The organism is Spirosoma sp. (assembly GCF_048594605.1).
Taxonomy (GTDB): domain Bacteria; phylum Bacteroidota; class Bacteroidia; order Cytophagales; family Spirosomataceae; genus Spirosoma.
The window spans coordinates 20,949-34,285 of sequence record NZ_JBMDWV010000109.1 but is presented as its reverse complement, the minus strand read 5'-3'; the positions used below and the strand labels follow the sequence as shown (position 1 = coordinate 34,285).

The window sequence follows — 13,337 nt, the reverse complement described above, 5'->3', positions numbered from 1 at the left end:
GCTACGGCAATCAGATATTCCAGTACGTTGTTCTGCACAGCCGGACCGTAGCAAAGCACTGGCCCATCGCCACATTTCAGGTCGCCCTGCTCTTTTTTATCGTATTTCGGTGATTGCGTATCGTGCGTTACGTCGGTACAGATGGCAAGATCAGGTTTTAGTCGGCGGGCAATCATCTCAGCACCGCGCAATCCGATTTCTTCCTGTACAGCATTCACTACGTAGAGCGTGAACGGCAGCGTTACGTTGTTTTCTTTCAGCAGCCGTGCCACTTCGGCAATCATAAAACCACCCATGCGGTTGTCGAGCGCCCGGCCAACGTAGTAGCGGTTGTTCATTTCCGTTAGCCCATCCACGAACGTGCAGACCGTACCGACATGAATGCCCATGTCCAGCACTTCCTGTTTGGTGGCGGCACCTACGTCGATGAACAGATCCGTTACTTTGGGAGCCGTGTCTTTCGCGAGGTCGCGCACGTGAATGGCCGGCCAGCCAAACACACCTTCTACAATTCCCTTTTTCGTATGCAGATTGACCCGCATCGACGGCGCAATCAGCGCGTCGGAGCCGCCGTTCCGTCGGACGTACAGATAACCATCGTCGGAAATGTAATTGACAAACCACGAAATCTCGTCGGAGTGCGCTTCAATGACTACTTTATAGTCTTTCCCCGGCCCGATGACGCCAACGGCGGTGCCATACGTATCGACGATGTATTCGTCAATATAAGGTTTGAGGTAATCCAGCCAAATTTGCTGCCCCGACGATTCGAAGCCGGTGGGAGAGGGGTTGTTGAGATACTTATACAGGAATTCTTTACTCTGTTCGTTCATGTAAGCTATCAGCTAATTTTCTTGTCAGGAAAACAACGTAGTACACGCATTTTGTTGTATCCCTTATTCTGGTGAAGTCCGGTGCTACGTTATTCCAATGTCAATAATAACCCAAAACACCCCATTCTACAAACGTTGTTTTCGATGGGAAAGGCATAATTAGTCAGGTAGTTAGCTTACGTTTTGCTTCTTCGACCGAATCCACAAAATTTATCCGCCCTACCTTGTTGCTCTCGAATATAAAATCGCGCAGACTTTTACTGGTATATGCCGAAAAATCACCAACGATGGCTAACTGAGCGCGATACGTAGAAAACTTCTGGAGTATTTCGCCGGCAATTCCTGATTTCAGCTCAAAAAAATCGGGCGTAAGAATTTCTTTCGGAATGATAATTTTGTCGGCTCCCTGATAGGCGCAGTTGGCCAGCAAATCCAGGGCATCCTGGGCGGAATGCAACACAACATTGTCGGTTTGAATTTCGGCCAGCGTGGTCTCGCCAACCGTTACCAGGTTTATATGCATACGTAATGAATTATCGGAGGAATAATGGCTCTGAATGACTGATAATCACCAACCCTAAAACCCAATGCGTTCCCGCTTCTGTTCAACCCCCATTGATCGGAGAACTTCCAGAGCGATACGTTCGTCGTACTTTTTCTTCCAGTATTCGGCTTCCAGACGGAGTTTGTCTACTTCAAGTTGCTGTTTCTCGACGGTCAGACGTAGCGTTTCGAGTTCATGATTCAACACGGCATCTGTTTTTACTTCCACAACCTGCGCCGAAATCGCTTCGTCGGTGAGCAACGTAACGGGCGCTACGTCCAGAACCTGGGCAATCTGATTCAGTCGCGAAAGCGTCAGATCGGTTTTGCCGCGTTCAATGTCTCCATAAGCCGTCGTTGACAGATTAAGCAGATCGGCCATGTTTTCCTGCGATAAACCACGCTGGAGCCTTTGGAGTCGTATTTTTTCTGCGATGGAAATCTTCATATCAAGTAGCGACGATAAAATCTAAACTCAAACTGACAGGGTTTTTCGAGAGGATAACGCAAATTTGTAACGAAACGATTCTCGAACTTACACCAAGTATTCTTGGTTTTCAAATTAACGAAGTAAACCCCGATTATGAATTACGAAAAAGAATTCCGCAATTTCGCCGTACATCATATGGGCCTGAATGGGCTAACGGTGGACGGTTACATGAATCATACCGTTAATAATCTTCAGGTTGAAAACATGACCCGCTCGGTTATTGAAGAACGGCCCATGAACTTCCGTGAAGTAGACGTATTCTCCCGACTAATGGCCGACCGCATTATTTTTATGGGGCTGCCTGTCGATGATAACATTGCCAACATCATTGTAGCCCAGTTGCTGTTTCTGGAGTCGGCTGATCCGAAAAAAGATATCCTGATGTACCTGAACAGCCCCGGCGGCTCGGTTTATGCTGGCCTGGGTATTTACGATACCATGCAGTACGTTCGGCCCGACGTAGCTACGGTTTGTACAAGCCTGGCCGCTTCGATGGGCGCGGTGTTGCTGGCGGGTGGTGCTGCCGGAAAACGGTCGGCTCTACCACACGCCCGGATCATGATTCACCAACCATCAGGTGGTGCACAGGGCCAGTCGGTTGATATTGAAATCACAGCACGCGAGATCGTTAAACTTCGCGAAGAGCTGTACGAAATTCTGGCTCAACACTCTGGTAAAACAGTTAAACAAATCGAAAAGGACTCAGATCGCGATAAGTGGATGCGCGCTGAAGAAGCCAAAGAATACGGTTTGATCGACGAAGTATTACGTCGGGAGAAATAGACGTAGTACGCGCGTACCAGACGACCAAATCGTTATTCTGTTTGACGATGTGGCGGCCAGTTAATAATTTTGTAACCTACGAATGACTCAGGTTCGCCTGAGTCATTTTTTTTACCGAAGTTTAAGGTAATAATTCCGTAACAGACTAGTCAACCAGAGACAGCCGACAGGAAATCGAGCTTGTTCGGGTCTGGTACATTCAGCTTACTATACTGCAAAGGTTCATGCCACAAACCAGTTGCTCGTTCTGTGGACGGCGCAAAAACGAAGTGATGCTGCTGCTGTCGGGTATCGACGCACACATCTGTAATTACTGCATTGAGCAGGGGCACCAGGTGGTGCTGGAAGAGATGCGACCCAAGCGCAGTGAACCCACCGAGGTGAACATTAATCTCATCAAGCCCGTCGACATGAAACGGCATCTCGACCAGTACGTTATTGGGCAGGATGAGGCCAAGAAAGCCATTACGGTGGCTGTATATAATCATTATAAGCGGTTGATGCAGCCCAAATCCAGCGATGACGTAACGATTGAGAAATCGAACATTATCATGGTGGGCGAAACCGGTACGGGTAAAACGTATCTGGCCCGTTCGATTGCCAAAATTCTGGAAGTGCCGTTCTGTATTGCCGATGCTACGGTTATTACAGAAGCCGGTTACGTTGGTGAAGACGTAGAAACGATTCTGACACGTTTGCTGCAAGCGGCTGATTATAACGTAGAAGCGGCTGAACGAGGTATCGTCTATATTGATGAGATTGATAAAATTGCCCGTAAATCAGATAATCCCAGTATCACCCGCGACGTGAGTGGGGAGGGCGTACAGCAGGCCCTGCTGAAATTACTCGAAGGATCGGTTGTGAACGTACCACCACAGGGTGGACGCAAACATCCGGATCAACGCCTGATTGCGCTCAATACCGAAAATATTCTGTTTATCTGCGGGGGAGCGTTCGATGGTATTGAGCGGCATATTACCAAACGTATCAATACCCGTCCGATTGGTTTCTCCGGAGACCGGCGGCTCAACGATAGCCTGGAGCGCGGACATTTGATGCGCTACATCTCGGCACTTGATCTGAAATCGTTCGGACTGATTCCTGAGCTTATTGGTCGACTTCCGGTACTGACACACCTCGAACCGCTGGATCGTAATGCGCTGATGCTGATTCTGACGGAACCCAAAAATGCCATCACCAAGCAGTACAATAAGTTATTCAGCATGGAGGGTATTACGCTTCACTGGGACCCTAGTGCGTTAAATTACATTGTCGATCAGGCGTTGCAGTACGGTCTTGGCGCTCGTGGCTTACGGTCTATATGCGAATCCATCATTATGGATGCCATGTTTGAGTTGCCTTCACAAACCAATGTCAAAGAGTTGACTGTCAGTCTGGAATACGCCCGGGAGAAGTTTGGGAAATCTGATACGTATCAGCTTCGCTCGGTAGCCTGACGATTTTATAAACAGTACAAAAAAAGAGCCCTAACGATCTGGTAAGAAGTTGGGGCTCTTTTTTGTTGCGTAATTTTTTAAACTACTTTTCAAGAAAGCAGTTTACCGATTGATAACTCATTCGTTACACCTAATTTATAGTTTATCATGAAAATTAATACTCAAAAACTTCTTGCTGGTTTCTTCATGATCGCTGCATTTACTTCGTGCAGTCGCCCCACCGCTTATTTCCAGCCAAGTGCCCGAGAACATTTTGCCACCAATACTGCAAAGCCTGAATCTGCAAAGCCTGTTGAGGCACCTGCGCCAGCTGCAGTGACTCCGGCCGTTGCCGCTGCGCCTGCTGAGCAGGTTACTCAAGCGAACGCGGCTCTTGATCAGGTCGATGCACTGGTACGTAACGACAGTAAACTGGCTGCTGATAAGTCTGTTCAGAAGCGCTTAAATCGCGTCCGGACATTACTGGCTACGACCTCGGCAAAAAACAATCTATCTCCTACTGGAACAACTGCTCCTAAAAAAATGAACCTGGTGGAACGATTGATGGTGAAAAAAATGAATAAAAAAATAAGCAAACAACTGGCTCCGGCTAACCCGGAAAAAGCTATGATCAGTACCGGTACGTTAGCAGTAGGTGCTGTACTGGTAATTGTAGGGTTGTTGCTATTATTGTTAACGACGGGGACGGGCGTAACCGTGGGCGTTATTTCCTTACTTGTCGGTGCCGTTATCTTGCTTGTCGGTTTGTTATAGAGCCTCACAATCAGTCAGTAAGAACAGGTAAGTAATAACTGCAGAGCCCTGTAAAGCCAGAAAGAACAGACTTTACAGGGCTCTTTTTGAAAGTTTTCATCCGAATTAAACTAATTTTTTTAGTTAGTAGCCTAACAAACTAAACGAGTTGTAGTTGAAGAGGATGTTGTCTCAATCGTTCACTTTAAAACCCATATTTATGAGTACGTTTTCTAAATACCTTTTCTCCGCTCTGGTAGGAACAGCCCTGATTTCGTCCTGCAGCCGTCCAGTCGCTTATTTCCAGCCAACGGCTCGCGAACAATTTAAGTCGGTCCAACCTGAAGCAGTAGCTGTCGCTACGCCAGCACAAACGGTTGAAGCTACGCCGGTAGAAACATCAGCTCCTGCCGTTGCCGTTGCAGAAACTGAGCAAGTTAAGCAAACGAAACAGGCAGTCGATCAACTGGATGCCTACGTGCGCAACGACAGCAAACTGGCTTCGAACAAGAAGCTGACCAAGCGTATGGATCGTCTGAACCAATTGCTGTCAAACGCTACGACGAAAGCAGCAGCTCCGGCCAGTGCGGCTTCTACCAAAAAAGCAACTCTTATGGAACGGATGATGCTGAAGAAGCTTGATAAAAAAATCAAGAATCACGTAGCACCCGATGAAGCAAAAGCGATGAACTCGAACGTGCGGTTAGGACTTATCATTGGCCTTGTTGGTCTGCTGTTATGGCTGCTGGGCGGTGGTAGTGTGCTGTCTGTTATCGGTATCATCGGCTTCGTTGTTGGCGTCGTCCTCATTCTGCTGGGTGTTATCAATACGTAGACTCCTGAATGAAGCCCAATAATAATAGCGTGGTTCTTGTCCACGGACACGGCGTAGATGCTTCCATCTGGAACGGCATCTACGCCGATTTGTCGTTGGAGGCTAACGTATTAAAACCCGATTTCTCCCGGTTGAATAACCACACAACAATTGAGGCTTATGCGGAAGAGTTGTATGGTCATTTGCAGTCGGCACAAATAGATAAAGTTATACTGGTTGGGCATTCAATGGGTGGGTATATAGCCCTGGCCTTTGCTGATCAGCATCCTGAGATGATACAGGGTTTGGTCTTATACCATTCCACTGCCACGGCCGACGATGAAGCCCGGAAGGAAGCGCGCAGGCAGGCCATTGAAGAACTACAGAAAAATGGAACGGCTCCGTTTATCCGGAAACAAATGCCAAAAATGGTTGCTCCTGCCTATCCGGCTGAGAAAACCCAGGCCCTGATTGATCGTTTTGAGCAGTTGCCCGCCGACGCGCTTGTTGCAGGTTTGAAAGCGATGGCTGCTCGCCCAGACCGAACCCATGTACTACGTAACGCCCAATTTCCGATTTTGCTGGTATTAGGACAGGAAGATCAGGTAATTCCTTATGAGAAAGTGGCAAAACTTGCTGAACTTTCTAGTCAGGTGAGTGTGGCACCCGTAAACGAAGCAGGTCATTTGAGTATGGTCGAACAGCCTGACGTTGCCATAAGCATATTAAGATCGTTTGTTGATAAATTTTAGGGAGAACCAATTATGAAGAAAAAGGAAGCTCACGCGAGCTTCCTTTTTGCGTTTTGGCCCCTTTTTCCATTGATTATCCGTAAACTTGCACCTTCATTTAAGCGAACCCATCGGATAGCCTCACCTATTCTGAAAAGGGTTGTATCTACAACAAAATGGCTGAGTTATTTAACGTTTATCCGCTATACGACATAGAGCCCGTCCGCGCCCAGGGAAGTTATCTGTGGGATGTTGACGGCACTCGTTATCTTGATTTGTACGGTGGTCATGCGGTGATTTCCGTTGGGCATACGCACCCGCGCTACGTTCAGGCGCTAACTGATCAGTTGCATAAAATTTCGTTTTATTCCAACTCCGTTCAGATTCCGCAGCAGCAGGAACTCGCAGATAAACTGGGTGCTCTTTCAGGTCATCCGGATTATTCACTCTTTTTGTGTAACTCCGGTGCAGAAGCGAATGAAAACGCCCTGAAACTGGCATCATTTTATAATGGTCGGACGAAAGTAGTAGCGTTCAGGAAGAGTTTTCATGGGCGGACTGCTGGAGCCGTTGCTGTTACAGATAATCCGGCTATTGTAGCACCTGTCAATTACAATCAGCACGTTACGTTCCTGCCTTACAATGATGCGGAGTCAGCTCAGGCTGGTATTACGTCGGAAACCTGTGCCGTTATTGTAGAAGGCATTCAGGGTGTAGGGGGCATTCAGGTGGCTACCGACGAGTTTTTACAGGCGCTCCGCCAGCGTTGCGACGAAACCGGCGCCATTCTGATTCTGGATGGGGTTCAGTGCGGGTATGGTCGTTCGGGGAAGTTTTTTTCGCACCAGTTCAGCGGTATCGAAGCGGATATTATTTCGATGGCCAAAGGGATGGGTAACGGATTCCCGATTGGGGGCATCTTGATCTCGCCAAAATTTAAAGCCAGCTACGGATTGCTCGGTACTACGTTCGGGGGGAACCATCTGGCCTGTAGGGCCGCTATTGCCGTTCTTGACATTATGAAAGACGAAGAACTGATGGAGAATGCTACGCGAATGGGTAATTATTTCATGGAGGGCATTCGTCAGATTGGTGGCTATAAAGAATTGCGTGGTCGTGGCCTGATGATTGGTATCGAGTATGATTTTCCAGTTGAAGCGTTACGTAAGACGTTGCTCTTTGAACATAAACAATTTACGGGGGTTGCCGGAAAAACAATCATCCGATTGCTCCCGTCGCTGGCCATTGGCGTCGATGAAGCCGATCAATTTCTGGAAGCGTTACGGGTAAGCTTAAACGCGAAAGCAGAGGTTTAACGCTCAATAATGTAAAGTATCTCTAGCCACCAGAATATTAGGGTTGCTAGGAGAATAGACAAAAATGGATATCATACCCTTTTTGTAACCTATAACATCAGGTGGACACCTGTAAATAGGTTCCGTAAGCTAGTCATTAGTATTACTGTTAGGTATGAAATATTGATTCATAAATTTACGTAAATCATGAAAATTCTTTGAGTGATTTTCGAGAAAAACTTCAGCCGTGCAATCTTGAACTCGGATAATTCTATTCATTGGAAGCGGTTTGAGTTTTGTACGACAAAGCTAAAGACGACTTTAGAGGCTAACAAAATCGGTAACTCCTTTTGATTATAACAATCTGTATGAGATCAATACGGTTTGTTCAGCTACTTTTGCGAAAACTATTTACCAAAATGAATTGGCAAGAATACATTCACTCAGACGAAAGCGTACTGCTGGGAAAACCTGTCATCAAAGGAACACGGCTTTCCGTTGAGTTTTTGCTGGAACGGCTGGCTGATGGCTGGACCGAACAGGACTTAATGGACAATTATCCGCGCCTGACGAAAGAAGCCCTGCAAGCTGTTTTTGCCTATGTGTCGGCTGCCATGAAAGACACGCTGGTTTATTTTCCAACGACTAACTTCCGTCAGGCTTAATGAGGTTTCTGGCCGACGAAAATTTTCCAATAACTGCGTTCAGAATTCTGCTTGAGACTGGCTACGACATCAAGCATGTTGCCTTTGAAATGCCCAGCGTGAAAGACACCGACGTAACAGATTTTGCCATTACAGAAAACCGTATTATTCTTACGTTTGATGGCGACTATGGGACGTTAATTTTTAAGTTTGGATATTGTCCGCCAGGAGTTGTTTATTTTCGATTACAAAATATTACACCAGATGAGCCTGCTCATATTGTCATGAACTTTCTGAAACAAGCTTATCCTCTTGAACATATGCTTACGGTGGTTGAAAGTGATAAAATACGGCAACGACGTATTCAATAGTTAGAGGCTTTTGGGCCGCTTATCAACAACCATTCCATTGCGACTTTGCTCCTTTAACGCTAATGACCAATTTTCTTTCCCTCGCCGACGTCACAGATATTGACGCCTTAATTCAATCCGGCCTTACCTCGAAAGCGAATCCTTTTGCCGATCAGCATCTGGGCAAAAACAAAACCATCGGCCTGATTTTCTTTAATTCGAGTTTGCGGACACGTTTGAGTACCCAAAAAGCCGCTCAGAATCTGGGGATGAACGTAATGACAATGAACGTCGGTCAGGATAGCTGGGGGTTAGAAATGGAAGAAGGCGTTCTCATGAATGCCGATAAAGCTGAACACGTTCGTGAAGCAGCCGCCGTTATGGGGCGTTATTGCGATATAATCGGGATTCGGGCCTTTGCTGAGTTGACTGATCGTGATAAGGATTATCGGGAGCAGGTGATGCACCAGTTTGCTAAATATGCTAAAGTACCTATCGTAAATCTGGAATCGGCAACGCGCCATCCGCTGCAATCGCTGGCTGACTGTATTACTATTGAGGAAGCAAAGACAGTTGTCAAGCCAAAGGTCGTTTTAACGTGGTTACCGCATTTTAAACCTTTGCCTCAGGCAGTGGCCAATTCTTTTTGCGAGTGGATGAATGCGCGGGTTCAGTCAGGAAATGTTGAGTTCGTTGTCACACACCCAGAAGGCTATGAACTCGCTCCTGAGTTTGTTGGTAACACCCCTGTGATCTATAATCAGGATGAAGCTTTCGAAGGAGCCGATTTTATTTATGGAAAAAACTGGTCTTCCTATACGCATTACGGCCAGGTGTTAACACAGGACCCTTCATGGGCTGTAACTATGAATGATTTGCGGCTAACAAACAACGGAAAGTTTATGCACTGCCTGCCCGTACGACGTAATCTGAAAGTAGCCGATGAAGTGCTAGATAGTTCGCATTCGCTTGTTATTGAACAGGCTGCCAATCGGGAATGGTCGGCACAGGCCGTTTTGAAGGAAATTTTGAGAAATTTGATATAACGCAGAACTGCGGGGCGTACTGGGTTATTAGTTGAATTGCTCCGTTTAAATAAAAATGCAGACACTGACCGTAGTTAAAATTGGCGGGAACGTAATTGATGATTCAGCGGCTTTGAATCGATTTCTGGCCGCTTTTTCCGGATTGACAGGTGCCAGAATTCTCATTCATGGTGGCGGTAAAATTGCTACACAGATGGCCGCTAAACTGGGCATTGAAACAACAATGGTTGATGGCCGACGTATCACTGACCAGTCAATGCTCGACGTAATAACTATGGTATATGGTGGACTGGTCAACAAACAGATCGTCGCTAAACTTCAGGCATTAGATGTAAATGCTATTGGCCTGACTGGAGCTGATGCCAGTACTGTACTCGCCAGAAAACGTCCGGTTAAAGACATTGACTATGGAATGGTAGGTGATATAGAAGAGGTCGATTCCGGGCAGATACAGTTTTTTCTGCGTCAGGAGTTAACCCCCGTTTTTGCGCCTATAACCTATAGTGAATCGGGAGAACTGCTTAATACCAACGCGGATACGATGGCCTCAGCAATTGCTGTTGACCTGACACGGCATAATGACGTAACGTTGGTTTATTGTTTCGAGAAAAAAGGTGTTTTGAAAAATCCTGATGATGATAGTAGCGTCATCAATGAACTTAATCCCGGTCAATATAGTGAGTACAAAGCAGCCGGGACGATCAATAAAGGAATGATTCCGAAATTAGACAATGCGTTTAAGGCGCTGGAAAATGGCGTAAAGAGGGTAATTATCTGCCATGCCGACGAGCTTGCGGCAGCTGTTAATCAAAGTGCTGGCACAACGTTGACATTATAAATGAAAAAAGGCGGCTCATGAACCGCCTTTTTTCATTTATAATGTCAGGAAACTATGCTATTTCTCAGCGAGCAGATGAGCAACGCGCCGAACACCAACGAAACGACGCTGGTAGTAACTGGCGTGAAGATAATCGTAGCGAACTCCGCCATTCCATGCTGAATGGATAAATTTGATCTGATCGCCAATAACTTCTGTAATCAAGCCTACATGACCGATGCGATTGCTTCCGGCGCTTTGCCCTTTAAAAAGAATGAGATCGCCGGGTTGTGCTTCTTTCTTTGTAACAGCCTCACCAACATTGCCCTGAGCCGAACTTGAGTGAGGTAGCAGAACACCAAAGTGCTTAAAGCAGAAACGTGTAAAACCAGAGCAGTCGAATCCGTGGGTAGTTGATCCGCCGGAGCGGTAACGAGTCGATAAATGATCCTTAGCGAAGCTGATGACGTTCTTCACAAGAGGAAGCTGCTCATAGAACTTTTCTTTTTTTGACGTTACGGTGGGTACCTCAGTTACGATGGGTACGATTTGTGCTTTGACAATGCCAAACGAGACAGTGCATATCGCTGTCAGGAGCATTTTCCGTATCATAGAGTAAGGGTCAAATCCAAGTTACGTACTATAAAAGTACAGATAACTGGTTTAACTACCTACAGAATGAGGAAACTTTTCTACACAGCTTACGAAATTTTCTGTGCCAGTTTTCGTAAAACGCTGAGAGTAAGAGCGCTAAATTTCAAAGTGGCAATACAGATATTTGGATAGTATCTATGCAGTGAAATAAGAATTGCCTATTCAGTCTTTGTAACTTAGTGAACGTAACGCCTAATTCACAAAGACCGAATAGGCCTGAAATTCATCGTAAAGCTTAACGGGTTGTATGATCGTTAGTTCTAAAACCAGCCAGCGCCCGGAATACGGAAAGGCCAGGGAATAGAAGCCAGTATAAGCAGTAAGCCTATTCCGTAGAAAATGCCTACCAGACGATGTTTGGTCGTATCGTTGGTGGCCCGTTTAGAACGCGAATACCCAATTGTAATAAGAACAATGGCGATTAACATACCAACCGTATGCTCTACACTGTAGAAGCGATAAAACTTGTCGCTCATCTGACCAAAATCGACCTTTGGACTAATGAACAACAGGGCCAGTCCCAATAGCAATTGGGTATGTACAGAAATAAGCGTGAACAGGTATAATTTGCGGTTGCCGTCGGTATAACTGTTTCTACCCTGCCAACGGCTAATTGCGGTTACTACAGCAGCTAACAGTAGAACAAGGGCTATCCATCGAAGGCCTGAGTGAGCGTGTACTAATCCAGGATACATAAGTCAGGTTTGTTTAATGACGAATTGATTGGCAAAGAAACAACCAAACCGCCAACTTACCGTACCAATTCGTTGTTTGTCGCTATATGATTCTCTATAACACTACGTATAGTGTGGCCAGTGAGGTGGCTACCGACTGGCTTCACTGGATGAAACGGTTTTTTGTTCCAGCCGTGGTCGCGACTGAATTACCGGCAGGCTACAAAATTCTTCGCTTATTAACCGAGCTTGACAACGGGGGCGTAACGTACTCCGTTCAGCTTGATTTCAAATCGATGGATGACTATCTGACTTATCAGGAGAGCCATTCGGATTCGCTACGTCAGCGCATTCAGCACCGCTTCGGCAATCAATTCGTGTCGTTTGATACGTTACTGGAAGAGGTATAAAGATTTGATAGTTAATCAGTTAAAAGAATGGGGATTTATTTGTGACTTAAAGGTCGTTAGAATCAAAATGCCTTAGTATTATTGTTCTGCGATTTAGACACTTATCTGCGAGTGATTAGCAAATGAAAAATAGAATTAAGAAGCCTCTACTTATTGTTGAGAGATCATGTATAGCAAGACCATTAGCGTTATTTGCCACCTTATGGTTAATTACATTCTCTGCCTTGGCTCAGGGCAACGGTGCTGATCCTGCTGTCATTAGCGTCGATTTAGTACCCGCGCCCCTGGCAAATGTTGGTTCTACCTTTTCTATATATTTCACTATAGGTAATACTGGGGCGGGAGAGATTATGGGTGACAGTGATGCTGAACGGATGGGCTTTTATGTTGACTTAAAAAAATGTATCCCTAATCCGGCTAACGTGTCGGCCGTCTCAGGATCGATTCTTAATTCGTTTGATGTCACCTATGATCCGATTTTAAACCGATTCAATGGGCGGCAGAAGCTTGGCGTTAAACTACCTTTTGCTACAGTTCGGCGATTCATCGCTTCTGTAGTCGTGACGCAGGCCTCTAACTTCACAGCTATCAATGATATCGGAGCAACTTGTACCATTATTCCCAATTCAAATTCACTTGGACTCAATGGGTATGTAGGCCAGCCGATAGAAGATGATTTTGCTAAAATCTTTACCCATACCATGTACACCACGGGGGCGCCTTTGCCTGTTTCCCTTATTAGTTTCACCGCTCAGGCTGAAAAGAATCAGACGGTGTTAGTAAAATGGACTACCAGTTGGGAGAAGTCCAATAAAGGGTTTATTGTTGAGCGAAGTAAGGATCTAAAAAGTTTTGAAACCGTCGGTAGAATACCAGAAGTGGCGGGTACGAATAGCAGTACAAAAGCCTACCAGTTTGTTGATCAACACCCAACTCGAGGAACGAGTTATTACCGCTTAAAACAGGTCGATCTGGATGGAAGTACGTATACTTATAAAGCGGTGTCCGTAAAAGTAGACGGCTGACATGACGGACAAGGTTATAAATTGTTACCGGATCGGACG

17 protein-coding genes are annotated in these 13,337 nt (G+C 46.0%); 12 read left to right on the top strand and 5 right to left on the bottom strand.

Annotation, left to right across the window (positions count from 1 at the left end; genetic code table 11):
* From ACOJS8_RS06685 to ACOJS8_RS06675, 3 genes are all read right to left on the bottom strand, one after another.
* A partial coding sequence (locus ACOJS8_RS06685; RefSeq protein WP_420147762.1) for a M42 family peptidase occupies nucleotides 1-833 on the bottom strand: 833 nt, incomplete at its 3' end.
* 163 nt (nucleotides 834-996) lie between these two features.
* Nucleotides 997-1,356 (bottom strand): DUF4180 domain-containing protein, encoded by a 360-nt coding sequence (locus tag ACOJS8_RS06680; protein ID WP_420147761.1) that lies wholly within the window; start codon nucleotides 1,354-1,356, stop codon nucleotides 997-999.
* Nucleotides 1,357-1,410: 54 nt separating this feature from the next.
* Nucleotides 1,411-1,824 (bottom strand): helix-turn-helix domain-containing protein, encoded by a 414-nt coding sequence (locus tag ACOJS8_RS06675; RefSeq protein ID WP_420147760.1) that lies wholly within the window; start codon nucleotides 1,822-1,824, stop codon nucleotides 1,411-1,413.
* A 135-nt stretch (nucleotides 1,825-1,959) separates the two neighbouring features.
* Here ACOJS8_RS06675 and ACOJS8_RS06670 point away from each other — a divergent pair, with 135 nt between their 5' ends.
* The 10 genes from ACOJS8_RS06670 to argB all read left to right on the top strand — a co-directional run bounded on the left by ACOJS8_RS06670 (nucleotide 1,960) and on the right by argB (nucleotide 10,556).
* A complete protein-coding gene (locus tag ACOJS8_RS06670; protein ID WP_420147759.1) occupies nucleotides 1,960-2,649 on the top strand; it encodes a ClpP family protease in 690 nt (229 codons plus the stop codon).
* A 224-nt stretch (nucleotides 2,650-2,873) separates the two neighbouring features.
* Nucleotides 2,874-4,106 carry an ATP-dependent Clp protease ATP-binding subunit ClpX gene (clpX, locus tag ACOJS8_RS06665; RefSeq protein ID WP_420147758.1) on the top strand — a complete coding sequence of 411 codons (1,233 nt, stop codon included), beginning with the start codon at nucleotides 2,874-2,876 and terminating at the stop codon, nucleotides 4,104-4,106.
* 147 nt (nucleotides 4,107-4,253) lie between these two features.
* Nucleotides 4,254-4,859 carry a hypothetical protein gene (locus tag ACOJS8_RS06660; RefSeq protein ID WP_420147757.1) on the top strand — a complete coding sequence of 202 codons (606 nt, stop codon included), beginning with the start codon at nucleotides 4,254-4,256 and terminating at the stop codon, nucleotides 4,857-4,859.
* A gap of 199 nt (nucleotides 4,860-5,058) precedes the next feature.
* The gene (locus ACOJS8_RS06655; RefSeq protein WP_420147756.1) at nucleotides 5,059-5,673 is read left to right on the top strand and encodes a hypothetical protein; all 615 of its coding nucleotides are present in this window, start codon (nucleotides 5,059-5,061) and stop codon (nucleotides 5,671-5,673) included.
* An 8-nt stretch (nucleotides 5,674-5,681) separates the two neighbouring features.
* A complete protein-coding gene (locus ACOJS8_RS06650; RefSeq protein WP_420147755.1) occupies nucleotides 5,682-6,404 on the top strand; it encodes an alpha/beta fold hydrolase in 723 nt (240 codons plus the stop codon).
* A 155-nt stretch (nucleotides 6,405-6,559) separates the two neighbouring features.
* On the top strand, nucleotides 6,560-7,699 hold the full coding sequence (locus tag ACOJS8_RS06645) for an aspartate aminotransferase family protein (RefSeq protein WP_420147754.1): 1,140 nt from the start codon (nucleotides 6,560-6,562) through the stop codon (nucleotides 7,697-7,699).
* Nucleotides 7,700-8,097: 398 nt separating this feature from the next.
* Nucleotides 8,098-8,343: a DUF433 domain-containing protein gene (locus ACOJS8_RS06640; RefSeq protein ID WP_420147753.1), complete on the top strand. Its 246-nt coding sequence runs from the start codon at nucleotides 8,098-8,100 to the stop codon at nucleotides 8,341-8,343.
* Nucleotides 8,343-8,693, top strand: coding sequence for a DUF5615 family PIN-like protein (locus ACOJS8_RS06635; protein WP_420147752.1), 351 nt, complete (start codon nucleotides 8,343-8,345; stop codon nucleotides 8,691-8,693). Before ACOJS8_RS06640 ends, ACOJS8_RS06635 begins: the two co-directional genes overlap by 1 nt.
* A 62-nt stretch (nucleotides 8,694-8,755) precedes the next feature.
* Nucleotides 8,756-9,718, top strand: a complete 963-nt coding sequence (locus ACOJS8_RS06630; protein WP_420147751.1) for an N-acetylornithine carbamoyltransferase — start codon at nucleotides 8,756-8,758, stop codon at nucleotides 9,716-9,718.
* Between the two features lie 55 nt (nucleotides 9,719-9,773).
* Nucleotides 9,774-10,556: an acetylglutamate kinase gene (gene argB / locus ACOJS8_RS06625; RefSeq protein ID WP_420147750.1), complete on the top strand. Its 783-nt coding sequence runs from the start codon at nucleotides 9,774-9,776 to the stop codon at nucleotides 10,554-10,556.
* Nucleotides 10,557-10,613: 57 nt separating this feature from the next.
* Here argB and ACOJS8_RS06620 read toward each other — a convergent pair whose 3' ends face one another.
* The gene (locus tag ACOJS8_RS06620; RefSeq protein WP_420147749.1) at nucleotides 10,614-11,147 is read right to left on the bottom strand and encodes a C40 family peptidase; all 534 of its coding nucleotides are present in this window, start codon (nucleotides 11,145-11,147) and stop codon (nucleotides 10,614-10,616) included.
* A 302-nt stretch (nucleotides 11,148-11,449) separates the two neighbouring features.
* Entirely contained in the window at nucleotides 11,450-11,884 is a 435-nt protein-coding gene (locus tag ACOJS8_RS06615; protein WP_420147748.1) for a cytochrome B, read from the bottom strand.
* 86 nt (nucleotides 11,885-11,970) lie between these two features.
* Between ACOJS8_RS06615 and ACOJS8_RS06610 the strand changes: the two genes are divergently transcribed.
* On the top strand, nucleotides 11,971-12,273 hold the full coding sequence (locus ACOJS8_RS06610) for a DUF4286 family protein (RefSeq protein WP_420147747.1): 303 nt from the start codon (nucleotides 11,971-11,973) through the stop codon (nucleotides 12,271-12,273).
* 122 nt (nucleotides 12,274-12,395) lie between these two features.
* Complete coding sequence (locus ACOJS8_RS06605) at nucleotides 12,396-13,298, top strand: hypothetical protein (protein ID WP_420147746.1); 903 nt, start codon at nucleotides 12,396-12,398, stop codon at nucleotides 13,296-13,298.
* Nucleotides 13,299-13,337: the final 39 nt, after the last annotated feature.

Coding starts and splice junctions, on each gene's coding strand:
- ACOJS8_RS06660 (WP_420147757.1), top strand. CDS start 4,254: ATGAAAATTAATACTCAAAAACTTCTTGCTGGTTTCTTCATGATCGCT.
- ACOJS8_RS06605 (WP_420147746.1), top strand. CDS start 12,396: ATGAAAAATAGAATTAAGAAGCCTCTACTTATTGTTGAGAGATCATGT.
- ACOJS8_RS06650 (WP_420147755.1), top strand. CDS start 5,682: ATGAAGCCCAATAATAATAGCGTGGTTCTTGTCCACGGACACGGCGTA.
- ACOJS8_RS06620 (WP_420147749.1), bottom strand. CDS start 11,147: ATGATACGGAAAATGCTCCTGACAGCGATATGCACTGTCTCGTTTGGC.
- clpX (WP_420147758.1), top strand. CDS start 2,874: ATGCCACAAACCAGTTGCTCGTTCTGTGGACGGCGCAAAAACGAAGTG.
- ACOJS8_RS06615 (WP_420147748.1), bottom strand. CDS start 11,884: ATGTATCCTGGATTAGTACACGCTCACTCAGGCCTTCGATGGATAGCC.
- ACOJS8_RS06640 (WP_420147753.1), top strand. CDS start 8,098: ATGAATTGGCAAGAATACATTCACTCAGACGAAAGCGTACTGCTGGGA.
- ACOJS8_RS06635 (WP_420147752.1), top strand. CDS start 8,343: ATGAGGTTTCTGGCCGACGAAAATTTTCCAATAACTGCGTTCAGAATT.
- ACOJS8_RS06675 (WP_420147760.1), bottom strand. CDS start 1,824: ATGAAGATTTCCATCGCAGAAAAAATACGACTCCAAAGGCTCCAGCGT.
- ACOJS8_RS06670 (WP_420147759.1), top strand. CDS start 1,960: ATGAATTACGAAAAAGAATTCCGCAATTTCGCCGTACATCATATGGGC.
- ACOJS8_RS06655 (WP_420147756.1), top strand. CDS start 5,059: ATGAGTACGTTTTCTAAATACCTTTTCTCCGCTCTGGTAGGAACAGCC.
- ACOJS8_RS06680 (WP_420147761.1), bottom strand. CDS start 1,356: ATGCATATAAACCTGGTAACGGTTGGCGAGACCACGCTGGCCGAAATT.
- argB (WP_420147750.1), top strand. CDS start 9,774: ATGCAGACACTGACCGTAGTTAAAATTGGCGGGAACGTAATTGATGAT.
- ACOJS8_RS06610 (WP_420147747.1), top strand. CDS start 11,971: ATGATTCTCTATAACACTACGTATAGTGTGGCCAGTGAGGTGGCTACC.
- ACOJS8_RS06645 (WP_420147754.1), top strand. CDS start 6,560: ATGGCTGAGTTATTTAACGTTTATCCGCTATACGACATAGAGCCCGTC.
- ACOJS8_RS06630 (WP_420147751.1), top strand. CDS start 8,756: ATGACCAATTTTCTTTCCCTCGCCGACGTCACAGATATTGACGCCTTA.